Annotated in this window: 19 protein-coding genes and 2 tRNA genes; 11 read left to right on the top strand and 10 right to left on the bottom strand. The window is 68.0% G+C overall.

Annotation, left to right across the window (positions count from 1 at the left end):
- Nucleotides 1-8: 8 nt before the first annotated feature.
- On the top strand, nt 9-416 hold the full coding sequence (locus tag ABY42_RS09165) for an ACT domain-containing protein (protein ID WP_050459259.1): 408 nt from the start codon (nt 9-11) through the stop codon (nt 414-416).
- A 218-nt stretch (nt 417-634) separates the two neighbouring features.
- Nucleotides 635-808 (top strand): hypothetical protein, encoded by a 174-nt coding sequence (locus ABY42_RS19810; protein ID WP_004976375.1) that lies wholly within the window; start codon nt 635-637, stop codon nt 806-808.
- Nucleotides 809-847: 39 nt separating this feature from the next.
- Here the strand turns inward: ABY42_RS19810 and ABY42_RS09160 are convergent, their stop codons facing one another.
- Nucleotides 848-1324, bottom strand: a complete 477-nt coding sequence (locus tag ABY42_RS09160; RefSeq protein ID WP_050459258.1) for a PIN domain-containing protein — start codon at nt 1322-1324, stop codon at nt 848-850.
- Nucleotides 1325-1555: 231 nt separating this feature from the next.
- Between ABY42_RS09160 and ABY42_RS09155 the strand changes: the two genes are divergently transcribed.
- From ABY42_RS09155 to ABY42_RS09145, 3 genes are read left to right on the top strand one after another with little or no spacing between them, the layout of a single operon-like run.
- Nucleotides 1556-2584 carry a substrate-binding domain-containing protein gene (locus ABY42_RS09155; RefSeq protein ID WP_050459256.1) on the top strand — a complete coding sequence of 343 codons (1029 nt, stop codon included), beginning with the start codon at nt 1556-1558 and terminating at the stop codon, nt 2582-2584.
- Nucleotides 2585-2608: 24 nt separating this feature from the next.
- Nucleotides 2609-3307 (top strand): ABC transporter permease, encoded by a 699-nt coding sequence (locus tag ABY42_RS09150; RefSeq protein WP_004976378.1) that lies wholly within the window; start codon nt 2609-2611, stop codon nt 3305-3307.
- Complete coding sequence (locus ABY42_RS09145) at nt 3304-4170, top strand: ABC transporter ATP-binding protein (protein WP_050459255.1); 867 nt, start codon at nt 3304-3306, stop codon at nt 4168-4170. The genes ABY42_RS09150 and ABY42_RS09145 overlap by 4 nt, the downstream gene beginning before the upstream one ends.
- A 292-nt stretch (nt 4171-4462) precedes the next feature.
- Here ABY42_RS09145 and ABY42_RS09140 read toward each other — a convergent pair whose 3' ends face one another.
- The gene (locus ABY42_RS09140) at nt 4463-5116 is read right to left on the bottom strand and encodes a potassium channel family protein (RefSeq protein WP_004976381.1); all 654 of its coding nucleotides are present in this window, start codon (nt 5114-5116) and stop codon (nt 4463-4465) included.
- A gap of 41 nt (nt 5117-5157) precedes the next feature.
- The gene (locus ABY42_RS09135) at nt 5158-5775 is read right to left on the bottom strand and encodes a hypothetical protein (RefSeq protein WP_004976383.1); all 618 of its coding nucleotides are present in this window, start codon (nt 5773-5775) and stop codon (nt 5158-5160) included.
- A 98-nt stretch (nt 5776-5873) separates the two neighbouring features.
- On the opposite strand from ABY42_RS09135, the gene ABY42_RS09130 reads away from it, so the two are divergent.
- Nucleotides 5874-6485 carry a metal-dependent hydrolase gene (locus ABY42_RS09130; protein ID WP_172795736.1) on the top strand — a complete coding sequence of 204 codons (612 nt, stop codon included), beginning with the start codon at nt 5874-5876 and terminating at the stop codon, nt 6483-6485.
- Between the two features lie 162 nt (nt 6486-6647).
- Nucleotides 6648-7259, top strand: coding sequence for a class I SAM-dependent methyltransferase (locus ABY42_RS09125; protein WP_004976385.1), 612 nt, complete (start codon nt 6648-6650; stop codon nt 7257-7259).
- Between the two features lie 29 nt (nt 7260-7288).
- Here ABY42_RS09125 and ABY42_RS09120 read toward each other — a convergent pair whose 3' ends face one another.
- Complete coding sequence (locus ABY42_RS09120; RefSeq protein WP_050459254.1) at nt 7289-8611, bottom strand: MFS transporter; 1323 nt, start codon at nt 8609-8611, stop codon at nt 7289-7291.
- 163 nt (nt 8612-8774) lie between these two features.
- Between ABY42_RS09120 and ABY42_RS09115 the strand changes: the two genes are divergently transcribed.
- Nucleotides 8775-9761: a pectinesterase family protein gene (locus ABY42_RS09115; RefSeq protein ID WP_050459253.1), complete on the top strand. Its 987-nt coding sequence runs from the start codon at nt 8775-8777 to the stop codon at nt 9759-9761.
- Nucleotides 9762-9849: 88 nt separating this feature from the next.
- On the opposite strand, the gene ABY42_RS09110 is transcribed toward ABY42_RS09115, so the two are convergent.
- A tRNA-Thr gene (locus ABY42_RS09110) sits at nt 9850-9921 on the bottom strand.
- Between the two features lie 78 nt (nt 9922-9999).
- Nucleotides 10000-10677: a DUF7114 family protein gene (locus ABY42_RS09105; protein WP_004976389.1), complete on the bottom strand. Its 678-nt coding sequence runs from the start codon at nt 10675-10677 to the stop codon at nt 10000-10002.
- 60 nt (nt 10678-10737) lie between these two features.
- Here ABY42_RS09105 and ABY42_RS09100 point away from each other — a divergent pair, with 60 nt between their 5' ends.
- Nucleotides 10738-11433, top strand: a complete 696-nt coding sequence (locus ABY42_RS09100) for an enoyl-CoA hydratase/isomerase family protein (protein ID WP_050459252.1) — start codon at nt 10738-10740, stop codon at nt 11431-11433.
- A gap of 30 nt (nt 11434-11463) precedes the next feature.
- On the opposite strand, the gene ABY42_RS09095 is transcribed toward ABY42_RS09100, so the two are convergent.
- The gene (locus ABY42_RS09095; protein ID WP_050459251.1) at nt 11464-12294 is read right to left on the bottom strand and encodes an NAD+ synthase; all 831 of its coding nucleotides are present in this window, start codon (nt 12292-12294) and stop codon (nt 11464-11466) included.
- Nucleotides 12295-12617: 323 nt separating this feature from the next.
- Between ABY42_RS09095 and ABY42_RS09090 the strand changes: the two genes are divergently transcribed.
- Both ABY42_RS09090 and ABY42_RS09085 read left to right on the top strand, forming a co-directional pair.
- Nucleotides 12618-12688 (top strand) — tRNA-Gly (locus ABY42_RS09090).
- A gap of 413 nt (nt 12689-13101) precedes the next feature.
- Nucleotides 13102-13296, top strand: a complete 195-nt coding sequence (locus tag ABY42_RS09085) for a hypothetical protein (RefSeq protein ID WP_004976392.1) — start codon at nt 13102-13104, stop codon at nt 13294-13296.
- A 14-nt stretch (nt 13297-13310) separates the two neighbouring features.
- Here the strand turns inward: ABY42_RS09085 and ABY42_RS09080 are convergent, their stop codons facing one another.
- The 3 genes from ABY42_RS09080 to ABY42_RS09070 all read right to left on the bottom strand — a co-directional run bounded on the left by ABY42_RS09080 (nt 13311) and on the right by ABY42_RS09070 (nt 14871).
- Complete coding sequence (locus ABY42_RS09080; RefSeq protein ID WP_004976393.1) at nt 13311-13490, bottom strand: hypothetical protein; 180 nt, start codon at nt 13488-13490, stop codon at nt 13311-13313.
- 50 nt (nt 13491-13540) lie between these two features.
- On the bottom strand, nt 13541-13837 hold the full coding sequence (locus ABY42_RS09075; RefSeq protein ID WP_004976394.1) for a DUF7577 domain-containing protein: 297 nt from the start codon (nt 13835-13837) through the stop codon (nt 13541-13543).
- A gap of 116 nt (nt 13838-13953) precedes the next feature.
- Nucleotides 13954-14871, bottom strand: a complete 918-nt coding sequence (locus ABY42_RS09070; RefSeq protein WP_050459248.1) for an acyltransferase — start codon at nt 14869-14871, stop codon at nt 13954-13956.
- Nucleotides 14872-14962 lie beyond the last annotated feature (91 nt).

Here is a 14962-nt window from a genome sequence, read left to right as displayed (position 1 = left end):
CGAACCGCATGGACCCGAGCGATTTCTTCGAGGGCGGGACCGTCACCGTCTCGGCGGCGACCTACGCGGTCGTCAAGGCCGAGCGGGGCGACCCGGACGCCTTCGCGACGATTCGAGACGAGAACGAGACGACGGTCGTCGTCGAAGAGGGGCGCGTCGACGAGGCGACCGCCGTCGAAGTCGAGCGGGGCTGGAAGCGGCTCACCTTCGAGATGGTCCTGCCGTTCGAACTCGTCGGCTTTCTGGCGCAGGTGGCGGGCGCGCTCGCCGAGGAGGACATCTCGATATTCGCGCTGTCGGCGTACTCGACCGACCACGTGCTCGTCCGGGAGGATAACGCAGCGGCGGCCGCGACGAAACTCGAATCGCTCGGCTGTACCGTCGAGCGCGCCGGGAGCGCTGGAGACGAGAACTAACGTCAAAACTGGTTCGCGAGCAAACAGGTTGATACGTCCGGGGGTGGCACACTAGTCGTGATGTTCCCCGACTGCGACGAACCCCTCCCACTCGTCACCGACCCCTCCAACGGTATCGACTGCATGCGCTCCGTCCGATTGACAGCCGGCCCTGGCCCCGCCACTCCCCACAATCGCGGGGGTTCACACTCAGGGTCGGCGAGCGCCTACGGAGACGCATGAACCGAGCGAACGTCGTCGCCGCCGGCGCGGCGAGCGGCTACGGCATCGCCGTCTTCGCCGCCATCGCGGTGTTCTTCGGCGACGCCTCCCGGAGCCTCGGCGTCGCCCTCGCCTTCGGTCTCGTGACCGTTCTCGCCATCTTCGCGGTGACTCGCGTCCTCAACGACTGAGCCGGCGGTTGGGCCGGCAGTCGGGCGGGCTGCCGGCGTCTACGCCCGCGGGTCGCGGTCCGGGCCGGGGTACGACCCGCCTTCAACCTCGACGTAGAGGCTCTCTGGCGCGAACAGCGTCGCGAACGCCTTCGGGTGTCGGACGCTGACGGGGAAGCGACCGCCGAGCGCCGCGCCCGCCTGCGCCGAACTGAGGCGGTCGTCGAACGTGAGGAGGTGCATCGCGCCGCCGCGGTAGGCCGACGCCAGCGCGGGGTTGTCGCCGTCCGGGTGGGAGACGAGTTCGGCCCACGGCTCGACCTTCTCGCGCCAGTCGGCCGCGAGGTCGGCGTCCGCGAGCGACGAGATGACCGCCTCGGCGTCGTCGAGGAGCGGGTCGCTGGCGACGAGCGCCGTCCACGAGTGCCGCCGGAGGTGGTCGAGCGCCGCTCTGGCGGGGCCGTCGGCGAGGAGGTCCGCCGCGAGCACGTCGGCGTCGGCGACGACCCGCGCGGGCGAGGGCTCCGACTCAGGCATCGTCACCTCGGCGGGCGCGGAGCGCCTCGGTGATGTCGGCTTCGGTCGTCTCGTAGGCGGCGGCGCGAGCGAAAAGCGACTCCCAACTCATGTCCGTCACCACGGGACGGCTCGAAAAGAATCCGACGCAACCGGTTTCGGACTCGAACCGTTACGATTCTCTGGTATTGAAATTGTTTGTGATTACGTTGCGTGGGAAACAGTTAATCCGCGTTCGGCGAACCACAATGCATGGCGATAGAGCGACGGCGTTTCTTACAGGCTGCTGGTGTCGGCGCGGTTCTCGGACTGAGCGGATGCACGGGGAACGCGAATCCCCCGCAGGCGAACAACGGGACCACAGAGGAGTCTCAGGGGAGCCAAAGCGGGAGCGGCGCGACCCAGGAACTGACGCTGGCGACGACGACGAGCACCTACGACACGGGCCTGCTCGACGCGCTGAACCCGGTGTTCGAAGAGAAGTTCAACGCCCGCGTGAAGACCATCTCGCAGGGGACCGGCGCGGCCATCGAGACGGCGCGGAACGGCGACGCGGACGTGATTCTCGTCCACGCCCGCGGCGCGGAAGACGAGTTCCTGCGAGAGGGCTACGGCGTCAATCGCCGCGACGTGATGTTCAACGACTTCGTCGTCGTCGGCCCGGCCGACGACCCCGCCGGCATCTCGGGGATGTCGAGCGCGGCCGACGCCTTCGCGACCATCGCGGACGCCGAGGCGACGTTCGTCTCCCGCGGCGACGACTCGGGGACGAACAAGAAGGAACTCCTCATCTGGGAGGCCGCCGGCGTCGAACCGTCGGGGACGTGGTACCGCGAAATCGGCAAGGGCATGGGCGACACGCTCGTCCAGGCCGACCAGTCGGGCGCGTACACGCTCGCCGACCGCGGGACGTTCCTCGCGACGAAGGACAACATCGACCTCGAAATCCAGGTTCAGGGCCCGCTCAAGGGCGGCCCGACCATCCTGAAGAACCCCTACGGCGTCATCCCGGTCAACCCCGCGAAGTACCCCGACGTGAACTACTCGCTGGCGATGGCCTACGCCGGCTTCCTCACGAGCCCCGAGGGACAGGAGATGATCAGCAACTACACGGCGAACGGGTCGCAGCTGTTCTTCCCCAACGCGCTCTCTGAGGACCCGCAGTTCGGCCAGTACGTCCCCGAGAACTACGACGGCGGGGAGAACGCCTCGTCGTCGGCGTCGGTCTCCGACGCCCAGTTCGAGTCGTGGGTGGCACAGCACGTCCCCGAGGACTTTTAGTCCGACCGGACCCCACCACCGCCCGTGTTCGCCCTCGGCGACCTGAACCTCACCTACCTCGTCAGCATCACGGCCGTCTCGCTGTACGTGAGCACCGCGGCGGTCGCGCTGAGCGCCGCGCTCGGCCTGCCAATCTCGCTGGCGGTCGGGTTCCGCGACTTCTACGGGAAGTCGGTCGTCACCTCCGTCATCTCGACGGGGATGGGCTTTCCGAGCGTCGTCGTCGGCCTCGTCGTCCTCTTGGCGCTGTCCCGCTCGGGACCGCTCGGGACGTTCGACCTGCTGTTTACCCCCGAGGCGATGATTCTCTCGCAGACCATCCTCGCGCTCCCCGTCCTCGTGAGCGTCTCGCTGTCGGCGGTCCAGTCGGTTCCACAGGACCTCAGAGACGCCGCCTTCGCCGCCGGCGGCACCTCGACCGACGTCGCCCTGTTGGTCGTCCGCGAGGCGCGCTACGGCATCGTCACGGCGCTTCTGGCCGCCTACGGCCGCGCCATCAGCGAGGTCGGCTCCGTGCTCATCGTCGGCGGTAACATCGTCTTCTCGGACAGCACGTCGTTCACCCGGACGCTCACGACGGCCATCACCGTCGAAGCGCGGAAGGGGAACATCGAGACGGGCATCGCGCTCGGAGCCATCCTGCTCGCGCTCGTCCTCGGCGTGAACGCCCTCGGCGCGCGCTTCCGCGACCGGACCCCCGGACGGAACGGGAGGGGACGATGACGACCGAGAGACCCGGAACCGGCGGGCCCGGTGTCGGCGAGTCCGACGGGTCCACCGCACCCGACCCGGCGTCGAACGGGGCGGGGCGCGGCGGGACCCGACTCGCGGCTCACGACCTCGGCCACGGCTTCGGCAACGGCGCGGTGCTGGAAGACATCTCGCTGGCCGTCGAACCGGGCGAGATTCTCGCCGTCGTCGGTCCCTCGGGGACGGGCAAGACGACGCTCTTCCGACTGCTCGCCATGTTCGAGCGGCCGGACGAGGGGACGGTCGAAGTCGGCGACGACGACGTGTGGACCCTCTCCGAAGCGCGCCGACTGGCGGTCAGACGGCGAGTCGGGATGGCGTTCCAGACACGGAGTCTCTTCTCGACGACGGTCGAAGAGAACGTCTCCTACGGGCTTCGAGTCCGCCGGTCGTGGAGCGCTCGCGTCCGCGACGCGGTCGAGGGGCTGTTCGGCCGCGACGAGCCGTCGGAGACGGTCGAAAAGGCGCTTCGGACCGTCGGGATGTTCGACAAGGTCGACCGCGACGCCGGGTCGCTGTCGGCGGGCGAGGCCCAGCGCGTCGCCATCGCGCGGGCGCTCGCACCCGACCCGGACGTGTTACTGCTGGACGAACCGACCTCGAACCTCGACCCGCGGAACACCGCCGCCATCGAGTCGGCGATGCGGGCGGCGCGGGACCGCGGCATCGCCGTCGCGCTCGCGACTCACGACATGCAGCAGGCCCGGCGGGTGTCAGACCGGACGGCCGTCATCCTCGGCGGGACGTGCATCGAATCGGGACCGACCGACGAGGTGTTCGAGTCGCCGGACGACGACCGGGTCCGCCAGTTCGTCGAGGGGAAACTCGTCTACTGAACGCGGGAGGCGAACGGCAATCCCGGCAGTGGTATAACAGCAGATATTGCACGTAGATAGCGTGTGACCCCTGTCTGACGCAGATTTAAGGTTCCCCGTACGTACCCGAGTATGGGGCGCGCACTCGGCCTCAGTTCCCATCCTCCCACCGGCGCGCCCGGCACGAAACCACCACCACCATCGTCGTTCTGGTTCCCCCGGTACGACATGCGGCGCCGCCACCACGGCGCTGTTTTCCGAGACGGACTACACCGCAGAGAGCCCTCTCGACCCGCCGAACGTCGTCGCGGCGTCAGCCGAGTAGTTTCGACCGAACCCGTTCCAGCGCGTTTCGCTCCGTGAGGAGCGCGAGCTGGTCGCCGGGTTCGACGACGGTCCCCGGAAGCGGAATCGTCATCGGCTCGCGCTCCCGGCCGTGGGCGTAGACGCGCCCGTCCGCGCCGAGGTCGATGTTGGCGACGTGGTCGCCGACGACGGGTGCGCCGTCGGGGACGGTTACCGTCGTCAGTCGGAGCTGGTCGGTGAGGTCGCCGATGGCGTTGAAGTCGCCGCCGAGGAGCGCCGTCTTCGCGCCGGCCGCGCCGAGGCGTTCGGGGTAGATAATCTCGTCCACGTCGTCGGCGTAGCGCTCGTAAATCTCCTGGCGGTAGTCCTCGCTGATTCGCATGACCGTCCGGCAGTCGTACTCCTTTCCGAGCATGCAGGCCGCGAAGTTGATGTTCGGGTCGCCGGTCAGCCCGCCGACGGCGTCTGCGCCCTCGACGCCCGCCTCCCGCAGGACGCTCTCGGTCCCGCCGTCGCCGAGAACCGCCTCGAACCCCTCGTCGCGGGCGCGGTCGACCTTCTTGTCGTTGTTGTCGACGACCGTCACGTCGTGGCCCTCCTCCCGGAGCACGCGGGCGGTCCGTGAACCCACGCGGCCGTAGCCAACGATAACGAATTTCATGGTAGTAGTATGCACACCGGATGGCTAAAAGATGGCCCCCGTCAGGGTCGAGTCCGTTCGAGTCGCTCCGTGACCGAATCGATGGTGTCCGCGAGTGACGGCGTCCCGAAGAGGGCGACGAGCACCGCGCCGACCGTGTCGAAGACGAGGTCGACGATAGTGTCGCCGAGACCGTACTGAACGAGGACGGCCTCCGAGCCGACGGCGTCGGCGGCGAGTCGCGCACCGAACTCGAGTACCTCCCAGAACACGCCGGCCGCGAGCGTGAAAAGCAGGATGTAGACGAACATGAAGCGGTCGGGGAGGTAGACGGTCTCGGTGTACTCGTCGACGGCCCGCGCGGTGACGTAACCGACCGCCGCGACCACGGTCGCCGAGAGCGTGTGGGTGACGTGGTCCCACCAGTCGATGTAGTGGTACGGGCCGAGCATGCCGATGGCGTGGAGCAACACCGCCAGCGCCAGCCAGAGGCCGAGAAGCGGGTGGAGCCGAATCTGCCAGTCGCGGCGGAGCACCGCGGGGAGGAACGTCGCCGCCAGCGCGAGCACGGCGTTGACGGCGACGCTCAGGTTCCGCGTGTAGAGACCGACGAGGAAGATACACACGATGATGGCCTGAATCGCCCGCCCCGCGAGTCGCTCGATTCGACTGGGGACCATTGCGGTGTGCTACGACCTGAGCAGCCTAAATTCGACCGTGAGACTAGCTAGCACGACCACCGACATCGTTTTTCCTCCAGATTGCATACGCCCCATCGATGATGGCCACCACTCACGCCCTCGCGGGTGTCGTCCTCGGCACCGCCGTGTGGGCGCTGGTCCCCGAGGCCGGGATGCTCCCGGTGCTCGCGGCCGCACTCGGCGGCCTGTTCCCCGACTTCGACCTCTACGCGGGCCACCGGAAGACCCTCCACTTCCCCGTGTACTTCAGCGCGCTCGCCGTGCCCGCGGTAGCGGTCGCCGCGCTGAACCCGACGACCACGACGCTCGCCGTCGCGCTGTTCCTCGCGGCGGCCGCGCTCCACTCCGCGTCCGACGTGCTCGGCGGCGGCCTCGAACTCAAGCCGTGGCTCGGCACCTCCGAGCGCGCCGTCTACGACCACTGGAACGGCCGGTGGCTCGCCCCGAAGCGCCTGATTCGCTACGACGGCGCACCCGAGGACCTCGCGCTGACGCTCGCCTTCGCCGTCCCGCCGGTCCTCGCCTTCGACGGCCTCGCGGAGACGCTCGTCATCGCCGCGGTCGCCGTCTCCGGCGTCTACGTCCTGCTCCGGAAACCGATGGTCGCCATCGCGGAGACCGCCGTCGCGGCGATACCCGACCACGTCGTCGACTACGTGCCGGAGCGGTTCGTCCGCGACCTCCGGTAAGCGGCTCCCGTTTTCGAGGCGTCTCGACCGCCAATTCTCCGGGTTTCAGCGCCGCTTCCGTTTCGAACCGACAGCCGTTTCGAGCCGACAGCCCGCGAGGGGGCCGACCGGGACAAGACACTTATCTGACGGCCGCGCGGTCGAACTCACCCGAGTTCCAGAATGACAGACCAACGACGCGCCGTCAGAGACGCGTACGACCGCCTCGCCGACGACTACCTCGACCAGCGGAGCGACGACGCGCCCGCGGTGCTCGACGAGTTCGCCGACGCCCTCGACCCGGACGCGCGGGTGCTCGACGCCGGCTGCGGGCAGGGAACGCCCGTGACGGACGCTCTCGCGGCCGACTTCGACGTGGTCGGCGTCGACTTCTCCCGCGAGCAACTGCGCCGCGCCCGCCGAGACGTGCCGGCGGCGCGGTTCGCACAGGGAGACATGACCGCGCTTCCGGTCCGGTCGGACTCCTTCGACGCCGTCTGCGCGTTCTACTCCGTCATCCACGTCCCAATCGCGGAACACGAGCGGGTGTTCGCGGAGTTCGCCCGCGTCCTCCGGCCCGGCGGCACCCTGCTTTCGACCGTCGGCGGCGAGGCGTGGACCGGGTCGAACCCCGACTGGCTCGACAGCGGCGTCGAGATGCGCTGGAGCTTCCCCGACATCGACGAGACCTACGAGACGCTCGATTCGACCGGGTTCGCGGTCGAATCCGAGTTCGTCGTGGACGACGAGCTGGGGAGCCAGTACCCGTTCGTGTTAGCGCGATACGAGAGCTGAGACGGCTATTTTAGCGGGGAAGGCGCGTCTCAGTCGGTCGGTTTCGCGGTCGGAGACGGGGCCGCATCGGCGCGGGCCTCCCGCCGATGGAGCAGGTACGCACAGCACACCGCGACGACGCCCGCGGCGGTGGCGATGCCGAACGCGACGCGGTAGCCGGTCGGCGTGTAGACCCGCGCGCCGGCCACCGTCTCGCCCGTCCAGTAGGCGTCGAGGGCGAGACCCATCACCGCCGGAAACAGCGCCGCGCCGAAGTAGCCCATGCTGTTTATCGCGCCCGTGACCGTCGCGCTCGCGGTGGCGTCGTGGCGCTCCTTGGCGACCGTGAAGGCGATGACGGCCCCGCCCATGACGAACAGCGCCGAAAACAGCAGGACGCCGACCACCAACAGCGGCGGCGTCACGAGGAGGAAGACGAGCCCGTACGCGAGGGTGAAGACGACACAGGAGGCGACGATGAGTTCGGTGCGGTAGCCGATGCGGTCCGAGAGCGTCCCCAGCACGGGCGACCCGAGGAGGAAGCCGACGTTGCCGACGAAGACGAAAAGCGAGGCCGTCCGGACCGACACGTCGTAGAGGTCGGCGATGTAGGGAACGCCCCACAGGCCAGTGACGGTGAAGTTCGTGCCCAAGACGAGAAACAGCATCGTCCCCATCAGCCACGTCTCGCCCTCGCGGAGGACGCGCTTCGTGTTCTCGACGACCGTCCCGAGTTCGACCGACGACGCGGGCGGGCGGACGCCGTCGAGGGGGTCGAACCCGGCGTCTCGCGGTCGGTCGCGGACCGCGAGGTACGTCACGACGGCGAGGCCGACGCCGCCGACGCCGACCCCGAGGAGCACCGAACGCCAGCCGACCGAGTCGATTGCGACCGCGAGCGGCGTCGTCGCCAGCACGCCGCCCATGCCCGCCGCGGCGACGGTCCACCCGGTCATCGTGGCGAACTCGTCCGGCCGGTACCAGTTGGCGAGGAACCGAAGCGTGGCCGTGTAGAGGACGCTCCCGCCGAGACCGAGGAGCGCCCGCGAGGCGAACGCCACCCCGTAGGTCGGCGCGAGCGCGAAGCCGAAGACGCCGAGCGCCATCACGGCGAGTCCGCCGGCGGCGACTCGGCGCGGCCCCGCGCGGTCCACGAGGATTCCCGCCGGGAGCTGCAGGCCGGCGTAGATGTAGAAAAAGGAGGCGTGGAGCATACCCAGTTCCGCGCCGGTCGTGTCGAACGTCCGCGCGAGGTCGTCGGCGAGGACCGCCGAGGTGACGCGATGAAAGCTGACGAGGAGAAAGCCCGTCGTCAGGAGCGCCCAGAGCGCCCACCGGACGCGAGTCGGTCCGAACCGCGAAAGCCGTGTCATGGCTCAGGCGACATCGCGTGCGTGTAAATGTCTATCGTGAATATTCGTGTGGGACGGTGCGGGTGAGCGGTGGTCCGTTCCCGTTCCCGTTTCCGACCCGACCCGACCGTGAGTTCCTCCGCTATCCCCCAAGCGTATATCGGCGGCACGTTACGTACGTGCCATGCTCGCGTCTCTCACCCTCGCGTTGATTTCGCTCGGCGTCGCCGTCGGACTGCTCGGCACGCTCGCCGAGGCCGACGACCCCGACGAGTACGATTACGTCGTCGCGAAGGACGGCACCGGCGACTACGAGACGATTCAGGCCGCTATCGACGGCGCGAAGTCGTTCCCGCCGGACCGAATCCGAATCCTCGTCCGGGACGGCGTGTACGACGAGAAGGTCGAAGTCCACGCGTGGAACCCCGACATCACCCTCGTCGGCGAGAGCGCCGAGGGGACGGTCATCACCCACGGTGACCACTTCGAGAGAATCGACCGCGGCCGCAACAGTACCTTCTTCACCTACACGCTGAAGGTCCGTGGCAACGACTTCCGCGCCCGCGACCTGACCGTCGAGAACAGCGCCGGCCCGGTCGGACAGGCCGTTTCGCTCCACGTGGACGCCGACCGGGCGAGCTTCGAGAACTGTCGCTTCCTCGGCCACCAAGACACCGTCTACGCCGCCGGCGAGGGCGCGCGCCAGTACTTCTCGGACTGCTACGTCGAGGGGACGACCGACTTCATTTTCGGCGGTGCGACCGCCGTCTTCGAGGACTGCCGCGTCCACTCGAAATCCGACTCGTACGTGACGGCGGCCTCGACGCCGGCGAACGAGCCCTTCGGTTTCGTCTTTCTCGACTGCGAACTGACCGCCGACGCCGACGTGTCCGAGGTGTATCTCGGCCGCCCGTGGCGGAATCACGCCCGGACCGCGTTTATTCGCACGCGGATGGGCTCGCACGTGCTCCCCGCCGGCTGGCACAACTGGTCGCGTCCGGAAGCCGAGGAGACGGTCGAATACGCGGAGTACGACAGCCGAGGCCCGGGTTCGGAGGGCGAGCGGGTCTCGTGGGCGACGGCGTTGGCCGAGGACGAGGTCGGGAGGTACTCGAAGGCGAACGTGTTGGGTTCGGAGGATGCTGGTGAGTGGTGGGACTGGAAGGAGTGAGAGTGCGAGTGGGGCGGTTCAGTCGCACACGGAATTCAGCGACTGCTCGGCGACGAGACGCCTCGCTCGACAGTTGAATTTCGAGAAGAGCCTAGGCCGGGATTTGAACCCGGGGTCTCGTCCTTACCAAGGACGCGCTTTACCGCTAAGCTACCCAGGCAGGCATTCCTTGGTTGTCCGGGTTACTCTTTAGGGGTTTCGATTCGAACCGACCCGGAACCGTGGTAGCGTATGTCGATTAGCGGTCCGCCGCGGAGGTGACCGCGTCGTCGCCACCGCCGCCCTGATAGAGGGCCGCGATGCGCTCGACGGTCCCCTCGGAGACGGTCTCGTCGGCCGGAGGGAAATCGCCGTCGTGGGTGTCGGCCAGCCCGGCGGCGTACTCCACGAGGGCGGTCGGCGGGGCCGAGCCGACGGCCGTGGTGCCGGCGACGACGGCGAGCGTGCAGATGTTCACTTCGAGTTCGCCGTCGAGGTCCGGGCGTGCCGCTTCGTCTGCCGAGCGGCGGCGAGTCTGGTCGCGGCCGAAGGCGCGGACCGTCTCGACGGCGTGGTCGGCGGCCTCGGTTCGGGCGAGGAGGTAGAAGCCGCGCGAGACGAGCACGTCCGCCGCGAGGATGTCGAGGTCCGCGTCGGTGTCCTCCTCGGGGCTATCGAGATGCGTCCACGGCTCGTCGTGGGCGAGCGACCGAGTGAGCCGGAGGCCCTCGTAGATGAGTTGCACTCCGGCCGCGCGGGAGGCCATCCCGTTCAGGTCGACCTTCGGTTCGACGGCCCGCGCGCTCACGAACGTGAGCACTGCCGGCGTCAGGGAGGCGGCGTCGAGGCGTTCGTCCAGCGCCGCACGGAGGGCCTCGGGCTCGATATCGGAGAGGGCCTCGCGCGCGGCCTCGCGGGCTCGCACGGCGTCGTCCATCGGCCGAGACTTACGGTTGGGAGGGCAAAGACCTTTGGAAAACCACGGCACAACGGGCGTATGATACGGACGACGGACGACGGCGACCTCCGGGTCGTGACCATCGACCGCCCGGCGCGACGGAACGCGCTCAGACCGACCGACCTCGACGCCCTCGAAGCCGCGGTCGTCGAGGCCGACGCGCCGGTGGTCCTCCTCCGGGGGAACGGCCCGGCGTTCTGCGCCGGCGCGGACCTCGACAGCGTCGCCGACCTCGACGACCCCGAGGCGTTCGCAAAACACGGCCAGCGCGTCGCCGACGCCATCGAAGCCGCCGAATCGGTCGTCGTCGCCGGCATCGACGGAGCGGCCCGCGGCGGCGGCGTCGAACTCGCGCTCGCCTGCGACGTGCGGGTGGCCACCCCGCGGGCGACCCTCGGCGAACCGGGCGTCCGACTCGGCCTGTTCGGCGCGTGGGGCGGGACCGTCCGTCTCCCGCGCGTCGTCGGCGAGGGTCACGCCCTCGAATTCTCGCTTTCGGGCCGCGTCGTCGACGCCGACGAGGCGCTCCGGATGGGCCTCGTCTCCCGAATCGTCGACGACCCGCGCGCGGTCGCGGCCTCGATGGCCGACAACGACCACCGGTCGCTCCGAATCATCAAGGAGCGACTGCGCGACCGCGACGGGCGGGAAGCGCGACTCGAACGGGAAGCCGCCGGCTTCGCGGAGCTTCATCGGGTGAACGTCGACGACATCGCGGCGTCGCGCGAAAAGTGAGTGCTGCGAACGGAGCGATTCGACGGCTGGTTACACGTCCAGCGCCGACGGCGCGGGGGGCATCGACCGCTTGTGGGCGCTGCCCGCGACGAGGCCGACCACGCGGTCGACCTGTTCTTCGGTCACGCCGAGGTGGCGGACCGTCGCGGACTTCGAGAGCGGGCCGTCCACGTGGAGCGCGAGAATCGCGTCGAGCGCGTCGTAGGTGAGCCCCAGTTCGCCCTCGTCGGTCTGGCCGGACCACATCTCGGCCGAGGGGGTCTGTAACACGAGTTCTTCCGGCACGCCGACGTGGGCGGCCAGCTGGCGGACCTGCTGTTTGTAGAGGTTCCCGATGGGGTTGCAGTCGACCGCCTGGTCGCCGTACTTCGTGAAGTAGCCGGTCATCGCCTCGGCGCGGTTGCCCGTCCCGAGCACGATGCGGTTCTCGTGGTTGGCGACGAAGTAGTTGAGCACCGCCCGCGTGCGGACGTAGACGTTCCCGGCGGCCATGCGGTCGTCGGCCGCCTCGGGGAACGTGTCGAAGAACGTCTCGGCGATGGGCTGAATCTCGACCACGTCGTACTCGATTCCCAGCATCTCGGCGACCCCCTCGGCGTCGCTCATCATGTCCTCGGCGTTCGCCACGCTCGGCATGACGAGCCCGTGGAGGTTCTCCTTCCCGAGCGCCTCGACGGCGAGGAAGGCGGTGAGCGTCGAGTCAATCCCCCCGGAGAGGCCGAGGACGGCCCCGTCGGCTCCGGCGGCTTCGACGGTGTCTTCGATGAAGGTCGTGATGTGTTCGCGATGCGCTTCGAGTTCCGCTTCGGAGAACAGGAGGTCGAACGGGGCGTCCTCCGAGAGAACGTCGACGGATGTCATGGGCGCCGGTTGGAACCGGGGGCCCAAATAGTCACGTGTCACGCGAAAACAATGGACGGCCGTCCAGTTTTCGCGGGGGTTCGATGGGGTGAAGCGCTACGTTCAAGTGCCCCCGCAGTCTACGGATTTTTGCTTCGGAACGCGGTTCGAAGCGCAGCGCGCCGATGTGTTGTCGAACGAAGTGAGACAACGCGCGGGGCGAACGAATGTGAGCGCCGATGGGTGACTGAACGAAGTGAAGTCAGCCACGGGGTGAATGCAATGAGCGCCGATGGTCGACCGAGCGGAGCGAGGTCGAGTCAGGGGCGCAAGCAAAGCGTAGCGCGCCGATGGTCCAGTGGTAGGACACGAGCTTCCCAAGCTCGGAGCCCGGGTTCAATTCCCGGTCGGCGCACTCCCTTCGGTCGTTTGCCGACCGACCTTCGCAAACCTTCGGTTTGCTCAGTCCCGGTCGGCGCATCTTCTGAACGGAGCCAGACGAGGAGCCGAGAGGCTCCGAGTCCATGGAGTGAAGAGATGCGACCTGAGGGAATTGAAGCAGCGAGCAACGCGAAGCGTTGCGAGTGGGGTTCAATTCCCGGTCGGCGCACTTCCGGTGAGACGCTGTCTCACCGACGTACCGCTCGTTTCACTCGCGGTACTCCCTTCGGTCGTTTGCCGACCGACCTTCGCAAACCTTCGGTTTGCTCAGTCCCGGTCGACGCACTTCCGATGAGACGCTGTCTCACCGACGTGCCGCTCGTTTCACTCGCGGCACTCCCGGTCGGCGTACAGCCGGCTTTATTGACAGTTGTCCGAACGGGGCATATGGACACCGAGACGTCCCTCCTGTCGATTCGGCGGTGGCTGATGGTCCTCTCGCTGTTGCTCACGGTCCAAGTGTACGCCAGCGTCACCGACACCGGCGCACTCGACGCCCCCGGCCAGCCAGTGAGACTCGCACTGATAGGTGCGGGAGTCTACGTCGTCATCGCGTTGCTTCTCACCTTCTTCGAAGAATAGCACGCGTCACCGACTCAGAAAAACAGGTTCTGCACGTCGTCGAGCTCCGGCGATTCGGAGCGAAACACCGGCTCGCGGGCGGTCTGCCGAAGCATCGCGTGGCGTTCGAGGGCCGAGTCGAATTCGAGAATCGCCCGCTCGATGTCGCGGGCCAGCGCGTCGATTTCGCCGTGGAGTTCGTCGTCGTCGGCCATGATACGCGTAGTTAGTCGAGGGCTGGTAAAACGGGCTCGGCCGCGAGTCGTCACCGGAGCCGTCGGGTGCAGTTCCAGCAGAGGTCGAAGGTGGTGTCGGCCTCGTTTTCGACCCCGCAGTTCGGGCAGATGCGCTCGCCCGTCGGCGTCGTCTGCACGCCGGCCTGCGAGCCGTCGTCGAACGACGCCGCGATTTCGGGGTGGGCGTAGCGGTCCGTCCGGGCGGAGTCCCGACCGGTCCCCTCGCCCATCGTCGGCTCACCGCCGTTGACGAGGTACCGATAGACCAGGAGCTGGAGCAGGGTCAACCCGAGGGCGTAGACGACGATCCAACCCCAGATGTCCATCACACATTGACTTACGTTAGCATGCTATATCGGTTCTTCGGTCGAACGGGTCTGCTGACGCTCTCGACGGTGGTCGCGGGCGATGCCGGCGCGGCGGTCTGGCACCGAAAAGGGAGTTACTCGCGTCGGTGGGAATCCACCGGTCCGTCGAGTTCGCGGTCGAACTCGTCGAAGGCGTCGAGGTCGTCGGGGAGCTCGTAAGGAATCTCGCGCTCGTCGGCGCGGCGCTCGCCGCCGGCGTCGAGCGGTTCGGCCGCGTCCTCGAAGCCGGGCTTTACTTTCACGCTCTTGGCGGGCGAGCCGACAGCGATGTGGTGGGCGGGCACGTCGCCCTGCACGACCGACCGGGCCCCGACGATGGCGTTCTCGCCGACCGAAACGCCGGCGTTCACCATCGCGTCGTAGGTGATGCGCGCGTCGTCGCCGACGGTCGTGTGGTAGTTTCTGACCTCGGTCTGGTCGACGGTGTCGTGGGAGTGGCTGTAGATGTGGGCGCTGTCGGAGATGGAGACGCGGTCGCCGATGGTGAGTTTCCCGCGGTCGTCGAGGTGCACGTCGTCGTGGATGACCGTGTTGTCGCCGACGGAGATGTTGTGGCCGTACGAGAAGGTGACGCCCTTGAAGATGCGGAGGTTGTCCCCGGCCTCCTCGAAGAGGTGGTTGGCGAGCATCTGTCGGAACCGGAGGGCGAACGCGACGTTGTCGGCCATCGGCGTCGCGTCGAACTGCCGCCAGAGCCACTGGAGATGCTTCGAGCGCTTGAACTTCTCGTCGTCCTTCTCGGCGTAGTACTCGGCTTCGAGCGTCGCGTTGCAGGGGTCGTACCCCTGCAGTCGGACCCGCGTCGCGGGCGAGACGGGCTTGCCGTTCTGCCAGCGCTCCCACGCCTCGCGGTCGCCGAACAGGTCGATGAGGGTGTCCCGAACGACCGTGCAGGTGTCTTCGTCCGAGGCCAGACGAGCGTCGACCTCGTCGATAAACGCCTGTAAGCCGTCTTCGGCGTCTTCCGGAAGCGAAACGCGGACCTTTGTCATTGCACCGTCGTAAGCCGTCGAGATTCAAAGGGATTCGGTTGTGCGAACCGCGCGTCAGGCCTCCTCCGGGCAATATTAGCTGGTTTCGGGG

Origin of the sequence: Haloferax gibbonsii, from assembly GCF_001190965.1 — an archaeon.
GTDB lineage: Archaea > Halobacteriota > Halobacteria > Halobacteriales > Haloferacaceae > Haloferax > Haloferax gibbonsii.
The sequence above is the reverse complement of the archived record's forward strand: the minus strand, read 5'-3'. Positions and strand labels throughout refer to the sequence as shown.